Genomic DNA, 18624 nt, shown 5'->3' on the forward strand with positions numbered 1-18624 from the left:
TCCATGGGCTGGGTACGCCGGCACCCATTTTCCCGCCGCGTCACCTTGTGGTTAGTGGGCTCTACCGTAATGTCCGAAACCCGATGTACGTTGCGATCGTATCGGTGATCGCTGGACAGGGCTTGTTCTTTGGCGACCTCCGCCTTCTTGGGTACGGGACACTCGTCTGGTTGGGCTTTCACGTGTTTGTCTTGACGTACGAGGAACCGAAGCTGCGAGCAACCTTCGGGGCCGAGTACGATGCCTTCTGCGCTTATGTGCCCCGATGGCTTCCTCGCCTCCGCCCGTGGACTGGGAGCGCACCGTGAGGCAGGACCCCGCCCGCCGGGTGCCGATGGTGTTCTGCTCAGGCCAGGATATAGCATTTGTGCTATACTCAGAAAAGAACAGCCATGGCGCGTCATCGGGGCCGAAAGCCCACCCAGGCAACTGCAGAATCAGCTCCCCGGGTCCGAAGGGGTCCAGGCTCCCTAGAACCCTTCCGTCGCGCGCTCGCCAGGGCCCGCCGCGCCGCCGGACTGACGCAGGCCGGGCTTGGAGCTAGGGTCGGCACCACCCAGTCCGCGATTGCTCGGCTCGAGCACGGCGAGGTCGCCCCAACGGTCACCACCTTGTCTCGGCTCGCGGACGCGCTGGGTGTCCACTTCGAGGTGCTCCCCCGGTCCCGGCTCGTCGTTCGCGAGACGTCGCGTGGGTTGACGCTCGCCGATCTCCGCCACCGCCGAAACGAGATCCTCGCCATTGCGGGGCGGCACGGAGCACGTCATGTTCGCGTGGTCGGTTCCGTGGCCCGAGGGGACGCGAGGCGCGACAGCGATGTCGACTTCCTCGTCGAGTTCGCGCCGGGCCGGACCGTCCTCGACCTCAGCGGGCTCATCCTCGATTTGGAGGAAGCGCTGGGGCGCCAAGTCGATGTGCTCGAAGTGCAGCGCCCATCGGAGGCTGCCGAACGAATCCTGCATGAGGCCGCCCCCCTGTGAGCCGCGACCCGCGAGAGCGGGCGCGGCTGCGGTACATTCGCCAGAGCATCGCGCGCATCGAGCAGTACACGCGCGGGGGTCGCGAGGCGTTTCTCAGCGAGCCGATCGTCCAGGATGCCGTGCTTCGCCGCCTCGAAACGCTGACGGACGCCATCGGTAAGCTGTCTGCCAGTCTCAAGGCACGGCATCCCACGATCCCGTGGCGGCAGGTGTACGGCTTCCGAAACGTTGCCGCCCACGCGTACGAAGAGTTCAATCTTTCGCGAGTATGGGAAATCGTTGCAGACTATGTGCCTGTGCTCAAGTCGGTTGTTGATCGGGAACTCGGCGCAAACGAAATCGGCGACACACCCCATGCATGAGAGGGGGTCTTTCGGAAAAAAGTAGCCCCCCTCCCCTCCCCGTGGCCTCGCGGCGCAAGGCAGAGTGGCCCACTGACTCCTTGCACCCACCTAGAGCCGCACGTCGCGAAGCTGCGCACCGTCCCGGCGCGACCCGGGGCATCGGACAGGAAACGCTTGGGGGCAGCGAGAACCCGCCTGATGATGTCTCGCTGCGCCCGACGCCCCGCATCTTGGGAGGTGCCCCGGTGATTGTCGCCACGGCGGAAGCTCTTGCGGGCGAGTTGCGTCCTCGCATTGCCAAGATTCCCCGCGTACGGATTGGAGAATTTCCCACCCCGCTCACCGAGCTCACCCGACTGAGCCGGCATCTTGGCGGTCCGCGCATCTTTCTGAAGCGCGAAGATTTGAGCGGCCTGGCGCTCGGCGGAAACAAGACGCGGCTTCTCGAATTCCGGCTGGCCGAAGCGCTCGAGCAGGGCGCGGATGTCGTGATCGCCGGACTTGAAGAGGAATCGAATTCGGCGCGCCAGTTGACGGCGGCGGCGAATCGCCTCGGCCTGCGGACGGTGCTATTGATGCGATGCCTGGGCACACCCGCCTGGCAGGGCAACCTGCTGCTTGATCGGATCCTTGGCGCCGAGATTCACTTTCTCCCGGCCGAGGCCGACATCGATCATGCACTGCGCGAGATGGCCGAGCTGGAACGGGGGCGTGGCCACCGTCCCTACATCATGAACCACGCGCGCTTCTTTGGCATTGGCGCGGCGCTGGCCGGTCTGGAATGGACCCTGGAGACCCTGGAGCAACTGGGAGGGTTGGGCCTCCGACCCACGCATTTCTATTTGAGTTCGGGCGGGAAGTGCCAGTCTGGTATGGTGCTCGTGCAGAAGATGGCGGCGGGCACCCCATTTCGGGTGATCGGCATCCATGCCAAGCCGGAGGCAACCGGTCCGGAGGCGACGAGCCGCATCGCCAATGCCACCGCAGAGGCGCTCGGCCTGGATCTACGCATTGGGCCTAACGAAGTTGAGAATCGAATCGAATTCGCCGGCCCAGCATTTGGCATCTCAACGCCCGAAGACATTGCCGCCATCCGGCTCGTCGCACGCCTGGAGGGCATCCTGCTGGACCCGGTGTTCACAGGCAAAGCCATGGCCGGCTTGCTCGCAGACGCGAAGGATGGACGCTTGAAGGCGGACGATGTCGTCGTATTCGTCCACACCGGCGGGATTCCCGGGCTCTTCGCCCACGCGCACGAGTTCCTGATGGAGGCCGCACCGACCGGTACAGCCTGATCGCTGCGGAATGATGGTTAGCAAGGAGGGGGACATGAAGCGCGTGCTCGCGCTGATACTCGCGGGATCGCTACTACTGCTCACGGGACAGCCCACGACCTCGGCTTCGACGCCCTCGACCGGACCGTCGGGTCCCGCCCCTGCGCAGAAGACAACGTACTGCGGCGGGACGTTGACGCACGGTCAGAAGGATCCCGTGCAGTCCTTGGACTCGGCCAACCCCGGGGGGACGCTGACCGCGCAAGAGATCTTCAGGCATATTTATGATGGGCTCGTCATCTTTGACGAGAAGCTGGAGCCCCACCCCAACCTGGCGGAATCATGGAGGGTGTCTCCCGACGGCAAGGGGTGGACGTTCTTTCTGCGCAAAGGTGTTAAGTTCCATGACGGCACGCCGTTCGATGCCACCGCCGCCAAATACCATTTCGAGCGCATCCTGGACGTCAAGGAAGCGAGTTCCATCAAGAGCTTGTTCACCGGCATTGAAGAGATCAGAACACCGGACGACTCCACGATCGTCTTCCGCACCAAGACGCCGTTTGGTCCGTTCTTGAACTACATGGCGCACGGGGGTGCGGGCATCGTGAGTCGAGCCGCCGTGGAGAGGTGGGGCAAGGACTACCCGGTCCATCCGGTGGGAACCGGTCCCTACAAGCTCGAGGAATTCGTGGCCGGGCAGCGCGTGGTACTTGCCCGCAATGACGCGTTCTGGAGCGGACGGCCGTGCTTCGACAGGATCGTCTTTCGGACGATCCCCGAGGACGGGGCACGGGCCGCGGCCCTGGAGACCGGTGAAGTGGACACGATGGTTCCCGTGCCTGTCAACAGCGTGGTTCGCCTGCAACAACAGAAGGACTTGGTCATCGCCCCGAAGCCGGTCATTACGATGATGTACATCGGCTTCAATTTGTCGAAGGAGCCATTCAATGACCAGAGGGTGCGGCAGGCGTTGAGCATGGCGATCGACCGCAGGGGTATCGTCGACAAGATCTTGAACGGCTTCGCCACGGTGGCCGACTCGCCCATGGCCAAGGGCACGTTTGGGTACGCGCCAAGTCCGACGTATGGATACGATCCCGCAAAGGCCAAAGCGGTGCTGGCGGAGGCGGGCTGGACGTCCGGTCCCGGAGGGGTCGCGCAGAAGAACGGCAAGCCGCTCAAGTTCGTACTGTGGACGCCGCAGGACCTGTACCTGAAAGACGTCGCCGTCGCCCAAGCCGCCCAGGCGCAATTGCGGGCGGTCGGGGCCGATGTCGACCTCAAGGTCGTCGAGGCGGCGAACTGGTTCACTACGCTGAAGGTCCCGCCGGGGCAGGCTCCGTACGACATGTTCATGTGGTCCCTGACGCCGTCGACCGGTGACGGCTATCAGCAACTCAACGAGCTGTCGCGCTCCGATCCGGATCCCAGCCGGCCGCCGATGGCCTGGAACCTGACGCACTACGCGAATCCCAAAGTGGATGAGCTGATCGCTGCGGCCGGATCGACCACCAACCAGAACAGGCGCAAGGCGGCGCTCAAGGACGGGCAGAGTCTCATCATGAGCGATGCGCCGCTGGTCTTCCTCTACTCGCTCAACTTTGTGCTCGGCTATAAGGCGACGCTCACGGGCGTGCGTTTGCTGCCCAATCGTTTCGTGGACTTTCGGGAGGCGAAACGGGTTCGATAGCGGGGCCAGAGTCCGAGCGCGCCGACTTCCGCCGGGTGTCTCTGTCGTGGTAACCTACGTCGTGCGCCGGTTCGCGGAAATGGCGCCGACGTTATTCGGCGTGTCCATCGTCGTGTTCATGATTGTTCGGATGGTACCCGGCGATCCCGCGCGCCTGATTGCCGGAGTGGAAGCCAGTGAGGCGGACGTCACGAACATCCGCCGGCAGCTTGGACTGACCGACTCCCTCCCCCAGCAATACGCGCGCTTCCTGAGCGGTGTGGTGACGGGAGACTTTGGCCGCTCCCTAAAGAATCACCAACCCGTCCTGGCCATCATAGCCCAACAGCTGCCGTACACCGTGCAGCTGGCCGCCGCAAGCCTCGTCGTGACGCTCAGCATGGGGCTCACCGCCGGCGTGCTCGCGGCCGTCAAGCGGGGCACGGTGCTTGACAGCGGCAGCATGGTGCTCGCGCTGCTGGGCGTGAGCATGCCAAGCTTCTGGCTCGGTCTGATGATGATTTTCCTCTTCGCCGTCACCCTACGCTGGCTCCCGACGAGCGGCGCGGGGAGCCTACGGCACCTCATCATGCCGGCCATCACGCTGGGGATCGGGTCGGTCGGGATCGTCGCCAGGATGACGCGCGCCAGCCTGCTCGAGGTCCTGGGCCAGGATTTCGTCCGGACGGCGGTCGCCAAAGGGCTCCACCGACGTGCGGTGGTCATGAAGCACGCGCTCCGTAACGCCATGATTCCGACCGCCACGGTCGTCGGCGTCCAGATCGGCACGCTGCTCGCCGGGTCGGTCGTCACCGAGACGGTATTTGCCTGGCCGGGCGCGGGGCGCCTGCTCGTCGATTCCGTGGCTTTTCGAGACTATCCGCTCATTCAGGCGACGATACTGCTGTTTGCTCTGGTCTTCATGCTGGCGAATCTCCTGGTGGATGTCTCGTACGCGGTCTTGGATCCGCGCATCCGGTACGACTAGGACGCCATCGCCATATGACGCCAGGAGATCCAACACCGGTTTCCCGGACAGCGGCACCCATGCGGGTTCGGCGAGGGCCGATGTCTAGGCTGCTCCGGAACCGGGCGGCCGTGGGGGGAGGTGTGGTCGTGCTGGCCGCGGCTCTGGTGGGCCTTCTGGCCCCGGTCGTCGCTCCGTATGATCCGCTTCGGGTAGACTTGTCCGCGGCTTGGGACCACCCGGACGCCCGGCACCTTCTGGGCGCCGACGAGCTCGGCCGCGACATTTTGAGTCGGATCATCTACGGCAGCCGTACTTCTCTGGAAATCGCCGTCGTCGGCGTGACCATCGCCCTCGCCCTCGCATTGCTGATCGGGCCGCCGGCCGGATTCTACGGCGGGTGGCTCGATCGCCTGCTCATGCGACTGGTGGATGTGATGCTCGCGTTTCCGAGCATCCTGCTTGCGATCGTCATCATCGCGATCATCAGGCCGGGCGTCCTCAGCACCATGCTCGCAGTTGGCATCTCCTCGGTCCCGACCTTCGCGCGCCTCGCCAGAGGGTCGACGCTCTCACTGCGCAACGAGGAGTACGTCACGGCGGCACGCGCCGTTGGGGCCACCGATGCGCACATCATCGGCGCCCACATCCTCCCCAACCTCGTGACGCCACTTATCGTCCAGTCGACACTTCGGCTCAGCACGATGGTACTGACAGCGGCGGGGTTGTCGTTCATCGGCCTCGGCGTGCAGCCGCCCTTCCCCGAGTGGGGGACGATGATGAGTCAGGCGCGGTCGGCGATCCGCGAGGCGCCGTTTGGAATCCTCTTCCCGGGGTTGGCGCTGATGCTTGTGGTGCTTGGCTTTAACCTACTTGGTGACGGCCTACGCGATGCGCTTGATCCGCGCGACGTCAAGCAGGACGTCTAGAGCGCGCCACCTCCACCATCGCGTCGAAGGCCGCCTGGCCCGCGGAGAAGCCGAAGGTGTCGACCGCTTCGTCGGGGATCGAGGGAGCCCCCGAGGTGAGGTTGTTCAACCCTTGCCAGCCGTCACGCATCCACACGGTCCCCGGCGGGATCCGGTCGGTGACGTGTGCGTGCGCCTCGAACTCACCCCGGTCGTTGAAGATGCGGATCGGTGCGCCGTTCTCCAGGCCTCGTGCCGCCGCATCCGCCGGCGAGACCCACAACTCCGGCCCGGGGTCGAGCCGCGCGAGCGTGGGCAGCGCCTGGCCGTGGTCGTAGAAGCCGTGAAACTGGGTCAGCGTCCGTCCCTGGCGGAAGCTCAACGGGTAGCCGTCGGACGCGGGCGGCGGGACGTAAACCGGCAGGGCTGGAAGCCCGATGGATTTCGCACGCTCCGAGTAGAATTCGATCTTGCGGGAGGGTGTGGGGAAGGCCAGGTCGGGGTGGGCGACGTGGGAGATGCGCAGTGCCCGGATCCCACCCTCGGCGCGCAGCGCGGCCACGGTCACGCGGCCTGTCGCCGGATGATCGAGCAGGGCGTCGATCAGCCCCTCGTCCGATTCCCATGGGAAGAAGTCCGCGAGATCAAGGCGGCGTGCCAGCTCACGGAGAATCCGCGTCAACGACCGCGCCTCACCGGCCGGGTCGAGGATCCTCGGCATGAGGTAGAGGTGGGTGTTCGTGCTCTTGCAGCCCAGCTCCTCAAGCCACGCCGTCGCGGGGAGGACCACATCGGCGAAGCGGCGGGCCGTGTCGTTCATGAAAAGGTCGTGACAGACGATGAGGTCGGCCCGGGCGAGCCCCCCGGCCACGCGGTCCGCGTCGGCGAACGAAGAGAGCATATCGGTTCCCAGCAGGAAGAGGACGCGGACGCTGCCGTCGCACAGAGCCTCTGTCATCCGGGACATCTGGTTCGGGACGTAGCGCCCCGGCGGCCGGCGTTCCAGAGCGGTGATGTCCCCGAGCGCCTGGCCGTGGCTCGCGCCCCCGTGCCGTGGCCCGAGGCCTCCGCCCGGGACGCCGAGGTTTCCGGTGAGCGCTGGGAGACATGCGACGGCCCGACCCCCCTGCCAGCCGTTCGCGCCCTTGTGCATGGAGCTGCCCCCGAGAAGGATCATCGCGGGCCGGCTTGTGGCGTAGCGGCGGGCGAGCGCCACGATCCGATCGGCCGTGAGCCCAGTCTCCCGCGCCGCCCATTCGGGGGAATACGTCCGGATGTGCTCGGTCAGCCGGTCGAAGCCGACCGTATGCGCTTCGACGAACTTGGAGTCGTAGAGCCCCTCGCCGACGATCGTGTGGATCAGCGCGAGGGCGAGCGCGGCGTCGGTCCCGGGCCGGATGATGAAGACCTCGTTTGAGTGCGCCGCCGCCTCGGTGTGGCGTACGTCGATCGTGACGACCCACGCCCCGCGCCGCTTCGCAGCCGCGAGGTAGCGGGCGGTGTTCGGCTGGCTCGCCAGGTTCGCCCCCCAGAGGAGGATGAAGTTGGCGTGCGCACCCATGTCCTCCTTAGTATTCGTCTCGAGCGGACCCGTGAGCCCGATCCCCAGACCCCCAAGCCCCCAGCAGATTATCGCCGGGTGCCACCACTGGCAGCCGTAGAGGTTGGCAAAGCGCCGCAAGAGCTGCGGGGCGATGCGCGTCCCGTAATTGTTGGCAAAGTGGCCGTGGCCCTGCCAGAGCCCCACCGCCTCCCGCCCGGCGGCCTGCATCCGCGCCACGATCAACTCGAACGCTTCGTCCCAGGTCGCCCGCCGCCAGGCGCCGTCGATTCTTCGGTTGCGAACCAGCGGAAAGAGCACCCGCTTCGGGTTCCCGATGATCTCCCGCGAGGCCTGTCCCCGGATACAGAGGAATCCCTGGCTGTCTGGGTTCTCGGGATCGCCCCGCACACCGATGAGTCGCCCGTCCTCCGCTTCCACCAGCATCCCGCAGAGTGTGGGGTGGCAGTTCATGGGGCACATCGTGCGGATCGTGCGGCGCGCGGCGACCACGGAGCTCCCTCCCCTCTCCCATCCCCACCCGCCGTTCGGGCGAAGGCAGGCGCTACGAGTCCCGAGTTGAAACTCATACTCTTTACGAGAAGCGTTGGTGCTCCCGTGCCGGTGCGCTTCGCCAGCATGTCAAGGAAATACTCCCCCGGAAGCACATCAAAGGCTCGGTGCGACCCTGTTCGGCATTGACTATCGAACATCTGTGCGGTATTATCGTGCCGCTCCAATCGCTCTCCCAAAGAGGTCCCGGGTCACATGAGGAGGCTCGTCAATCCCGTGAGGCGCCGACAGCAGGAGCTAGGGTGGAGTGATGAACACACCGCTTACCGGGTCCGGATCGAGCTGGAACGATACCTCATGATTGTCAACGGGAACGGGAATCCGGAGCCGGATGAGATTGAAAAAATCGTGGCTGAGATGGCGCTGGCCCGGAACGAATTGTTGAATTGGGTCAGAACGTCAACTGCCCAGGCCGAACGCGGCTTGCAGTCCTTCCGGGAGTGAGGGCAGACCTCCGGAACGTCGAATGTCACACTTCGGGGCAGTGATGACGGCTCCCAATCCTAAGACGAATGGCCACAAGCCCACGTGCGCGGGGACAATTCGGCTACCTCACGACGCGAAAGCGGAGATTCGCCAGTTGCCCTGACTGGGTCACGCTCGTCGTCTCTAAATCGATCGGCAGAGTCCACGGTCGGTCGTACAGCCGAACGCCGTCGCCGAACAAGACCGGCGTCAGATGCACAAGGATCTCGTCGAGAAGTCCTGCCTGGATGCATTGTTGCGCGACGTTGGCGCCGATGACAACAACATTCTTGCCCTTGGCAGCGTGAAGCGCCGTGGTGACCGCGGACCGGATATCCCCTGAGAGGAACGTGATCGTCGGATCTTCGGGGGCGTCCGGAGCGCGGTGCGTGAGTACGAATTGCGGGCCGGCCCAGGCTCCACCGTAGACCTTGCGGATTTCGGCGCGTTGCCCTTTGCCTCTCCCCACGTCGTAGCTACGCCGCCCCGCCAGCACCGCGCCGGTTGTGTTGATGATCTCGTCCATGATCGCCTCAATACCGGAGGCTTCTCGCGGTCCCGAATATCGCGAAATCCAGTCCATGGCATCGGCAGGGCCGGCGATGAACCCGTCCAAGGACATCGTCACGTGCCAGACGACTTTGCCGGCCGGGCTTCCATTACGCCTCCGCTCATCCGCCATGAGAACCTCCTTTCTCTCCCTCTGCAGAAGCTCTCTCATGATGTCCCCCTTGCGGTCGGGGCGGATCTAGGGGCCGGACGGTCTCGACCGGGCGCACCCTCGCTCCACCACCGATGGCTCTTCTCTCACTGGGTAGTCGAACGAGCGGCATCGAAATCGACATTTTCGCCGCCGGGCCGTTACTTCAGAAGCAAAGTAAGCGTACGATGGTTTTGTGGGCAGGTCGTGGAGGCACTGTGGAGAGATTGTGGAGGTTTCCCCCGGCGCCACCTCGCATCCGGTCAACTCAACCGAGTGCCACGTGGGCTACGGGCGGCCGAACAGGGTCAGTGGCCAAGCAACGCGTCTTTGAGCGGCGCGCGCCAAGCGTGGGCGATCGGGTCGTAGAGGCCGAAGCCCGAGGCGAGCTCCCAGTAACTCCATGCGATGCCGCGGGCTTCCGCTTGATCGCGCATGAGGCGCGTGAAGGTGACGCGGGACCGCATGTCCGCCTTTCGGTAGGCACCGAATTCACCAAGGAAGATAGGATAGCGCATGGCGTCCGACCAGGCCTTGGCCGCCACCAGCGGCGCGGTGGCCTCGGCCTGCTGGCTGGCGTCGCAGCAGGACACGCCCGTGGGCCGCGTCGGTGACACCCACTCCGCGCCTTGATGGGTGAAGTTGAACGGCTGGTAGTTGTGGACCGTGACGATGAGGTTCGCGTCATCGGGAAGATGCAGGGACCACAGCGCCTTCGCGGCGTTCCAGCTCGTCGGGCCGATGACGACGATGCGGCCCGGGTTGCTCTTCCGGACCACGTTGAGCGCCCGCGCCGCGAGGCCGTCCCACGTTGAGGGCGTGAGCCGGCCATGCGGTTCGTTATAGAGCTCGAAGAGCAGGTGGTCGTTCTTGTCGCGAAACCGCTCCGCGATCTGCTGCCACAGAATCAGATATCGCACGTCTAAGACCGCGCTGTCGACCGCGAACTCTCCCGAGTTGAGCGTATCGCCGTCGAGCTGCCGGTAGTGGTGCATGTTCAGTACGACGTAGAGGCCCTTGGCCAGCAGCTTGTCGACCACCGAATCGACGCGCGCGAAGAACAGCGGGTCGATCGTGAACGGTACCGTTGCGGCCGCGTGGTTGCTCCAGCGCACCGGAAGCCTCACCGAGGCGAACCCTGCTTCGGCCGTGACCTCGATAAACTCGTCGCGCGCGGTCAGGCCCCAGTCGCCTTCTTTGGGCGCGTCCAGCATGTTGCCGAAGTTCACCCCGCGCCCCAGCGCGGCGGCCATGGCGCGGGCCGCACCGGAGGCGCCGGGCGGATGGTCGTTGGGCATGGGGGGAAAGGCTTCGATACTGGGGTTGTCCGCCGGACTCGGGCCGGCCGCCGTGGCGTGCCATCCGGAGGCCGAGACCATCGCGAGGAGCGCCGGCACACATAGACCTCGGACGAACCACATCTTGATCGGCCTCGCTAGATGCAACGCTCGCTGAATGCAATGCTCGCCGGATTCCATAGTGCGGTCCGCGGACCCTGCAAGCAAGCGGGATGGACCGTCATTCTTGGGTCCGAGCGAGACTCCCCGCCACCGACGTGATCGTTGCCAACAGAGCAGCCGGGAGTAGCAGCACCCCGATGCTCGCGGCACCAAGGACCACAGAGATCCACAACAATGAGGTAAGCGCCCAGAGTATCGTCAGCGCTGCTTTGCCCCTCCGCCGGCTGTGCCGGTAGGCGACAGCGGCGACACTGACCACGACCAGGAACAAGACGACGAAAAAGACCACCCCGAGAGGTTCGAGGCTCCTCTGCACCACACTGGTGGACCCGCTGACCGTGGTGGTTCTCCCATTGCTCCTGATGGCACTTCCCACATACCGGGATGTCGGACCAAATACGGCGTAGGCCCAACCGAGGAGGCCGAGCACGCCGGTGGCAAGCCCGCTCATCAATTCAATGCGTCTGAGCATTGCTGAACTGGTCACCGTTTCAAGCGGACTCTACAAGCGTCGACCGCCCGCGCTGCCTTGCCGCCGACTCACCCATCAGCAGCCGGTTTTCGCAATGCAGCATACGCACCCCAGGTTACGAGGATGATGAGGGCGCCCAGGCCTGCGCCGGGCACGATGGCGGCCCCCGGACCGAAGCGCGCGGCTATCTGGCCCGACAACCACGTCAATCCGGCGAGGACTGCCGTCAACACGATGAGCCCGAGGCATGCGATGCGAGCGATGGAGCGACCCAAGCCAGTCTGACTAAAGGCACCCAGTGCACCCGACCAGTTCAGCCGGGCCGACGTGGCACCGGGCAGGAGCGCCTTAACGACCGGTTCAAGCAGAACGCGCAGAGGCCTCACGAGCGGTCTCGGAATTGGTAACCACCGTCCCGCCAGGACTTCCGCGCGGTCGAGGCCGCACCTTACGATGTCTTTCCCCCGGCTTCCGATGACCTCCTGAAGAGTGGGCACCCGCTGTGGCGGGGGCACCACAGCCGCCAGATACGTTTGGACCGCATCTCGATCGACCTGCGTCAACCCCAAGGCGTCAAATTGGGCGGGAAGCCAACTCGCCAGCCACTCCCGCGCCTCGCTCTGCCCTACGGCGAAATCGTGCTCACGGAACGTTCGGTCCAGAAAACCGCCGAAATGCCCGAAGACTGCCCCCGCCAGCCGCGGCGTCCCGGGTGTAGGGATGTCTATGGGGATCCGTTCTAAACAAATGACGTCCTTGCGGGCCAGGCCAACGCTCTTCTTGAGTTCCTCGACTTCAGCGGGGTTGAGGTCCCACCGTTTCACAAGGGCCTCGAGGGCTCTCAGTTGCTCGTTGGTCTTTGCGGCCTCCTCGAAATCCCGGTACAGGGTGTCGGTGAAGTATGCCTGCTCGATCTTGCTCAGGACGCGGAGCGGCGACAGTCCGTGACTACCGACGGCGGCTGTCCCGATCTGCCCTGTCGCCATCTCGCGGGTCGATGGGTCAGGCTCGACAACAAGGTATGTCCGGGGGTCTCCCACGCGCCCCGGATCGAGACACGATAGGTATGACACCGCGTCGATGGCCCGCCCGATGGGCTCGTTGTTGAACACACCGCCATCTACATAGTTGAAGGACCGCGGCTGCTGCAGCTGCGTAGGTGCCAGGCCCGCCTCCTTGAGCCATTGCTGGATGCGGGGATTGGAGAGGAACTTCAGAGCGTATTCGGGATAGAGCTCCAGATCGCGCTCGAGAACCTGGCTGCGGAACGCAAGCGGGAAGGCTGCAGACGCGACCGCGTTATCACGCGCCTCGTCCCACGTTGATTGCCGGCAGGCCCCCCATGTGGTGCGCGTGATGTTTTCGATCGGGACGCTCACGAAACGAATGCTGGGACCGCAGATGAAGAACGGCGAGTAATCCCGGTAGGATTGCGGGTAGAACGAAACGGCGCCGGCCCCCCAGCATCGCGTGAGGCGAATCTCATACTGGACGCCGTCCAGATTCGTGAGGGCGATCCACAGGGCGATGACGTTCTCCCCGCGCACGGGCGCCTCCGGGGACGGTGGCTCGGGGAGCACCCGCGACGCCACACTGTCAATCGACGCCTCGGTGAAAAACGCCGCTGCAGGGTCGGCCGCAGGGTCCAGGAGCGCTAGGATATCGAGGCCATCAACCCAACATGCGCGCAGCTGTGCTCGTAAGTCTTGTGCTGACTTCCCCAGGGCCAGCGCCTGCGCGAGAATCAGCCCAGTGACCGAACCTGCTGACGCGCCGGCGATCGCATCGATCACCAGGCGCGCTCGGCCCCTGGTCATGCGATTGCACGCTTCGAAATCTTGGTAGAGCTGCGCGAGCACGCCGGCCTCATATGTGCCGAGCGAGATCGCACCAGACACGACGAGCGCGAACCTGTGTGTCTTCATGGCCCCACCACCCTCGAATGGTGCTGAACGCGTCGCCCCCGAACACACTTTCTTACTTGCGTCCGTGGACGCGGGTGCGGTAATGTTGCGCTATACTAACCAACGTCGCGCTTCCTTGACCTTGAGGTTTTTCTTCCCGTGCACATTACTCCTTTCCGCGATGGAGGGTCCCCCAAGCAGTAGGCGGTGCGATACACGACAGAGGGATGTTGAGAGGGTCTCATGCCAAGGAGAAACCCAGCCAGAAAAGCGGCGGCACGTCAGTCGCGCGGACCTCAGCGAGTCTTCGGAACACCCCGACCGTCGCAGCACAAGGTCAATTTCAACACGCCGCACCCTCCCTCAACGGGGGTGCCCTTTCAGCAGCTTCCGCCCCCGACCGGCCGCGCGCCCTACCACATGGCCCTGCAGGACATCATCCCCTCAAGTGTCATGACGGCGATCACGAATGAGGGGAAGATGGTCTTCCACACAGTCGGCGATACCGGCGGGATCATGGATGCGACCCCGCAGCTTCTCGTAGCCAACGAGATGGAGAATGACTTTCAGAATCCGCCGAAGAGCCTCTCGGACAACCCGGTCTTTTTCTACCATTTGGGGGATGTCATCTACTTCAAGGGTGAAGCCGCCAATTACTATCCACAGTTCTACGAGCCGTACCAACATTACCCGGCGCCGATTGTAGCCATCCCCGGAAACCACGACGGCATTCCCAGTGATCCGAATACCCCGTCGTTGCAGGCATTCATGAGGAATTTCTGTTCCCCGCTACCCACGCACAGTGCGGATGCGGTAGATGCGACCCGCACCACCATGACCCTGCCGAACGTATACTGGACGTTCGACACCCCCTTCGCCACGATCATCGGATGGTACACGAACACCCCCGATCACGGGGAGCTCGACGATCAGCAGATCCAGTGGCTGACCAGCGAACTGAAAGCGGCGCCATCGAAGCGGGCGCTGATTGTCGCCATGCACCACCCTATTTTCTCCGCGGATACCGTCCACAGTGGCAGCCAGTATCTGGAAAAGGTGCTCAACGATGCGGTGGCCGCTTCGAAGCGCTTCCCCGACCTCGTCCTCACCGCGCACGTCCACAACTACCAGCGTTTCACACGTGTCGCGGGGAAACGACAGATTCCGTACATCGTGGCGGGCGCGGGAGGTTATCACAACCTCCATTATGTCGCCAAAGTGAACGGCCAGAATATGGCCACCCCCGCCCAGGGTCCCGAGCCGGGAGTGACACTGGAACACTATGTAGACAACCGGCACGGCTTCCTGCGACTGGAAGTGACCAACACAATCATCACTGGAACATATTTTGTCGCGCCGCGTCCGCAAGAACCATGGAGGGGAACCCCAACGCTCGCCGACAAGTTCACGTTGGACTGGACGGCCAATCAGCTGGTTCCGCTCCAGCCGTAGACAATCCCGGCCCAGGCGGTCAGGGGGTCGATTTCCTCTCTATCGTTGACAATCCGGGGCTGGTGCGAGAAACGTTCTAGGCCGGATGGCGCCAGCCGTGCGGTCCCCTACCCCACTTTCTTGATCGGCACGTTGTGCGACTTCCCGCAGCGAGGGCATGCCAGCTCGTAGACTCCTTCAAGGTACGCGGACAGAGGATATGGGCTCCACGTTCCGTCCTTGGACGAAAGCCGTGAAGAACAGTTAGGACACGTTACGCCCCGCTCTAGGAACGCAGAGAGCTCCATCACTGCCAGCTGCATTGCGCCACCCCTCGTTAGCGCTGCATCCGAGCAGGGTACAGAATCGCGGAAAGGACACCCACGGGTTATATAGTATCAGAATACTCGGCCGTTCGGCGGTACTTAACAGACACATCACATTGCTGGAGGTGTGGCAGATGAGAGGGTTTCTGTCATTCGTCGTAGGGGCTTGCTTCGTGGTCTTCGCGAGTATCGTGGTTGTTCCCGGTACGGTGTCCCAGCCTCACCCCGCAGGGCTCGGAGGAATCCATGTGGTTCTGGTTCCTGCCGGAGATGACCCCGGCGGCCACTAGGTGAGGACCACCAACGGCTCGGTAACAACATGAGGTAACGTCAACGCCGAGCGGCCGTTTTCAAGCCTTGATCGCACTGCTGTGGTTCCTAGACTCGGCCGGTCCCTCGGCCGGGCTGAAGAATGCGCGGAATAAAGGTATTGGGTCAGAAAAACCCGAAAGTGAGCAACCCAAACCACCGGAATTACGAAGGTAAACCCGTTCTGAGCGAGGATTCCAATGGCTTTGCTTGGCGACCGAATACGAAGCCGACGCAGGGAACTGGGCCTCACGCAATCCAAGCTCGGGGGCGGGGAGCTGACGAAGGGCTTTATCAGCCTCGTTGAGACAGGGCGGACTAAACCCTCGATTGAGACCTTGATGCTGCTGGCCGGCCGGCTCCAGAAACCGGTCGGATACTTCCTCGAAGAGGACACGCCGTTAAGCCGGAAGGCACTTCGGATCATGATCGCGTCCGCCTGGGTCGCGCTGAAACGTGCGGAATTTACACAGGCGGCGGAGTCCTTCGAACAGGCACGCGGTATCGCCCGGAAACACGACGAGGCGGTTGAAGCGGAGTGCTGTATCGGGTTGGGATCGGCGCTTGCGGGCCTCCGGCAGCTTGATCTTGCACGACGAAACGTCCAACGTGGCAAAGAGTTGGCTGAGGCCACGGGGAACTCTCAACTGCTTGTGAGGGTCAATCACGTCTTCGGGCTGATAGAGTTCTACGCACGCAATTTTTCAGGCGCCCGGCAGTATTTTCTTGAGGGGCATCGCCTCCTGCGTGAGGTCGGCGACCCCGATCTCTCCCTTGCCGGAGAGTTCCTGTTGAAGATCGGGATCACTCACGAAGAGATCGGTGACTATGATGAGGCGACCCGCTGGTATCAAAAAGCCCTGAGCGCGCTTGAGCCTACGGAGGATCTCGAGCGCATCGGGATGATTCACGTCCGACTCGGCGTGACCTACCGCGAGAGTGGCCATCACGACATCGCGTTGGCGCAACTGAATCGGGCCGAGCACATTTTCGAGTTACGAAACTCTCTTCGCCTGCTGGCGCAAGCGCGCAACAGCATCGGGATTACGCTCCTGGAGCAAGGGAAGACGAGTGAAGCACTGATTCAGCTGCGCAGCAGCTTGAATATCAAGGAGATGGTGGGGGACGACCCCGGACGGGCGCGAACGCTCACCGAGATCGCCCGGGCACTCATTGCGAAGGGTGCCTTCGAGGAGGCGGGAGACGCCCTCACGCAGGCTGAACGTCTCACGAAGAAGATTCGGGATGCGACTGAGGGGGCCAGGATCACGCTGGTGCGCGCGCGGCTTTTCCGCGCCATGGGGCGGCTGACCGAGGCGGTCAAGCACTACAAGGAGGCGGTCACCTCGTTCGATAAGCTGAGCATGCGCACGTATCTTGGAACCGCCTGCAACGAGTTGGGAAACGTCCTCATCAGGCAAAAACGTCGTTCAGAAGCGGCCCCGTACCTCGCCCGCGCCCTACGATCATTGCAGCCTCTTCACGGACCCCGTTCGACGGAAATGGTGTAGCGAGCTTCTCCGCCCTAGAGCCCCAGGGCTCCCACCAACCACAAAGCCGCTTGACCGCGCGAGAGTTCGCTGCTCGGCCAATCGAGGGTGTTCCCTACAACATTCTCGATATCTCGGCGGTTTTGATCGGTGAGTAAGTCGTTGGGGCGGAGGGTCATGTCATCGAACCCGCTCATGACGCCGCTCACGCCGAGCATATTTGCGGCGACAAAGAGGTCCCTGTTATCGAACGAGATATCAGCCCACCAGTAAAGTGGGACTCCGACGTCGAGCAATGCGTGCTGATAGTCCCTCAACAACGCGGCCGTCTGCCACACGCTCCGCGGCTGCACACCCCGCTTGACGCAGAACGCGGCAAGCGCTCCGGCCGACTCGCCGATATTCCATTCGACGGGATGCAAGCGATAGGCACCGTTGGTGACATGCGTGACTCCGATGTTCTTGCACGAAGCAAGCAGGTTCGTCACCCGAACTGGGATGAGCGCCCCTACCGGGATCTGAAACGGTTTCACATTCAGAAACATTTGGGGCATCCCGACCGCGCGAAGCCCGTGGATGTCCATACCCCCGTAGTGGCCGATGCCGCACGAGTCGGCAAAGAGCTTCCCTCGGGGACCAGGATTGTAACTCGCGTCGACATCTTGCTGCACGATCGTCTTGAGCGCCTGAATGCGACGGGACTCCCGGACATACGGAGCCCGCGCGGTACCGTCCGGCGTACCGAAGAGGTCCCCGCGCGGCTTGAGTTCGGGGAACCCAGTTTGGTTAGGAATGTCGTCGCGTGGACATTCCGTCTGCAACCAATAGAGGTAGCCGAGCGAGGCCTGCCGTGCGGCTTCAATGATGGCTTGATCCGCAGTTGCGTTGCCGGTAGGAATGGTGGCTCCCTGATAATCGTTGCTGCCTGTGTTGATCATGCTCAGATCGTACGGCAGCGCAGGATCATCAAAATTCCCCGCAGCGATGAAGCGCCGATAGCTCCACATATCCTTCCCAGGAACAAACATCGTGCTAATATAACCGTCAACGATCGTATAGTTCTGGTTCGCCTTAAGCTCGTCGTAGTTGGCCGGCCTTGCGATGGTGTACCTCTCCCCGTGTGGCCTGCGCTCGAGCGCTACCGGAATGGTGATCGGTTGAATCCAGTCTGGGCGCGGCTGATCCGGAGCCCCCGGTTCTCCGGTCTGCGCGCGGCTTTCTGCCCCTAGAACATGCTCGACGCTTGCCAGCGGCAGCAGCTCGCCCAGATCGGTCGCATCCAGGAAAAATTTCGCAACATAACGGGTTGAAACGCCGTTGGTGTCGGTCGTCGAAAGCCCCCGAACTGTATCGTCCTGAACGTCGGCACCGGTTACCCGCGTTTGCGACCGAAAGTGGAGATTCGGTGCTGCGGTCAGCTGCTGATGCAGCACGTCATGTCCGACGCGGGGATGCATCGAAAAACCTGGGTACCCTCCCCCGGGGTTCAGCGCCGGTTGACTGCGGCCTGGGGCCGACAATTGAAAGTTGTTCCGATAGAAGAGCCGAACCAAGTGGCGGAACTCGCGGTAGGATGCGGTGCTGCCAACCGTTTCGACGTATCGGTTTTCGTCTGGCTTCGTGACCCCCTGTGCCGTGAACTGGCCACCGACCCAATCTGTCGCTTCGAGCAAACACACGCTTGCCCCCGTGCTCGCAGCTCGCAAGGCGGCCGCAACGCCACCGAGACTGGCACCGACAATCACGACGTCGTAGCTCAACTCAGCTATGGGTATGCCCCCGCCGCGGGGTGACCTCCAGTAGGGATGCCGT

16 protein-coding genes are annotated in these 18624 nt (G+C 63.4%); 10 read left to right on the top strand and 6 right to left on the bottom strand.

The window, feature by feature from the left end:
* The 7 genes from VFP86_07745 to VFP86_07775 all read left to right on the top strand — a co-directional run.
* Nucleotides 1-308, top strand: a 308-nt coding sequence (locus VFP86_07745; GenBank protein HET8999520.1) for an isoprenylcysteine carboxylmethyltransferase family protein, incomplete at its 5' end; no start/stop codon positions are given.
* Nucleotides 309-392: 84 nt separating this feature from the next.
* Nucleotides 393-980, top strand: a complete 588-nt coding sequence (locus VFP86_07750) for a helix-turn-helix domain-containing protein (GenBank protein ID HET8999521.1) — start codon at nucleotides 393-395, stop codon at nucleotides 978-980.
* Entirely contained in the window at nucleotides 977-1342 is a 366-nt protein-coding gene (locus VFP86_07755) for a HepT-like ribonuclease domain-containing protein (protein HET8999522.1), read from the top strand. Before VFP86_07750 ends, VFP86_07755 begins: the two co-directional genes overlap by 4 nt.
* Complete coding sequence (locus tag VFP86_07760; protein ID HET8999523.1) at nucleotides 1339-2619, top strand: pyridoxal-phosphate dependent enzyme; 1281 nt, start codon at nucleotides 1339-1341, stop codon at nucleotides 2617-2619. Before VFP86_07755 ends, VFP86_07760 begins: the two co-directional genes overlap by 4 nt.
* 34 nt (nucleotides 2620-2653) lie before the next feature.
* On the top strand, nucleotides 2654-4288 hold the full coding sequence (locus tag VFP86_07765; protein HET8999524.1) for an ABC transporter substrate-binding protein: 1635 nt from the start codon (nucleotides 2654-2656) through the stop codon (nucleotides 4286-4288).
* Between the two features lie 46 nt (nucleotides 4289-4334).
* Nucleotides 4335-5255 (top strand): ABC transporter permease, encoded by a 921-nt coding sequence (locus VFP86_07770; protein ID HET8999525.1) that lies wholly within the window; start codon nucleotides 4335-4337, stop codon nucleotides 5253-5255.
* 80 nt (nucleotides 5256-5335) lie between these two features.
* Nucleotides 5336-6163, top strand: coding sequence for an ABC transporter permease (locus VFP86_07775; protein ID HET8999526.1), 828 nt, complete (start codon nucleotides 5336-5338; stop codon nucleotides 6161-6163).
* On the opposite strand, the gene VFP86_07780 is transcribed toward VFP86_07775, so the two are convergent.
* A complete protein-coding gene (locus VFP86_07780) occupies nucleotides 6147-8195 on the bottom strand; it encodes a molybdopterin-dependent oxidoreductase (GenBank protein HET8999527.1) in 2049 nt (682 codons plus the stop codon). The two genes, VFP86_07775 and VFP86_07780, sit on opposite strands and share 17 nt — an antisense overlap.
* Before the next feature lie 276 nt (nucleotides 8196-8471).
* Here VFP86_07780 and VFP86_07785 point away from each other — a divergent pair, with 276 nt between their 5' ends.
* A complete protein-coding gene (locus tag VFP86_07785; GenBank protein ID HET8999528.1) occupies nucleotides 8472-8699 on the top strand; it encodes a hypothetical protein in 228 nt (75 codons plus the stop codon).
* A 103-nt stretch (nucleotides 8700-8802) separates the two neighbouring features.
* Here VFP86_07785 and VFP86_07790 read toward each other — a convergent pair whose 3' ends face one another.
* From VFP86_07790 to VFP86_07805, 4 genes are all read right to left on the bottom strand, one after another.
* Nucleotides 8803-9402, bottom strand: coding sequence for a dihydrofolate reductase family protein (locus tag VFP86_07790; GenBank protein HET8999529.1), 600 nt, complete (start codon nucleotides 9400-9402; stop codon nucleotides 8803-8805).
* Nucleotides 9403-9728: 326 nt separating this feature from the next.
* Nucleotides 9729-10817 carry a glycoside hydrolase family 5 protein gene (locus tag VFP86_07795; protein ID HET8999530.1) on the bottom strand — a complete coding sequence of 363 codons (1089 nt, stop codon included), beginning with the start codon at nucleotides 10815-10817 and terminating at the stop codon, nucleotides 9729-9731.
* Nucleotides 10818-10938: 121 nt separating this feature from the next.
* Entirely contained in the window at nucleotides 10939-11352 is a 414-nt protein-coding gene (locus tag VFP86_07800) for a hypothetical protein (protein ID HET8999531.1), read from the bottom strand.
* Nucleotides 11353-11420: 68 nt separating this feature from the next.
* Complete coding sequence (locus VFP86_07805) at nucleotides 11421-13277, bottom strand: patatin-like phospholipase family protein (GenBank protein HET8999532.1); 1857 nt, start codon at nucleotides 13275-13277, stop codon at nucleotides 11421-11423.
* Between the two features lie 399 nt (nucleotides 13278-13676).
* Here VFP86_07805 and VFP86_07810 point away from each other — a divergent pair, with 399 nt between their 5' ends.
* Both VFP86_07810 and VFP86_07815 read left to right on the top strand, forming a co-directional pair.
* Entirely contained in the window at nucleotides 13677-14708 is a 1032-nt protein-coding gene (locus VFP86_07810) for a metallophosphoesterase (GenBank protein ID HET8999533.1), read from the top strand.
* Between the two features lie 814 nt (nucleotides 14709-15522).
* On the top strand, nucleotides 15523-16833 hold the full coding sequence (locus VFP86_07815; GenBank protein ID HET8999534.1) for a tetratricopeptide repeat protein: 1311 nt from the start codon (nucleotides 15523-15525) through the stop codon (nucleotides 16831-16833).
* A gap of 14 nt (nucleotides 16834-16847) precedes the next feature.
* On the opposite strand, the gene VFP86_07820 is transcribed toward VFP86_07815, so the two are convergent.
* Nucleotides 16848-18572 (bottom strand): FAD-dependent oxidoreductase, encoded by a 1725-nt coding sequence (locus tag VFP86_07820; protein ID HET8999535.1) that lies wholly within the window; start codon nucleotides 18570-18572, stop codon nucleotides 16848-16850.
* Nucleotides 18573-18624 lie beyond the last annotated feature (52 nt).

Source organism: bacterium (assembly GCA_035703895.1).
In the GTDB taxonomy this organism is placed as follows: Bacteria; Sysuimicrobiota; Sysuimicrobiia; order Sysuimicrobiales; family Segetimicrobiaceae; genus Segetimicrobium.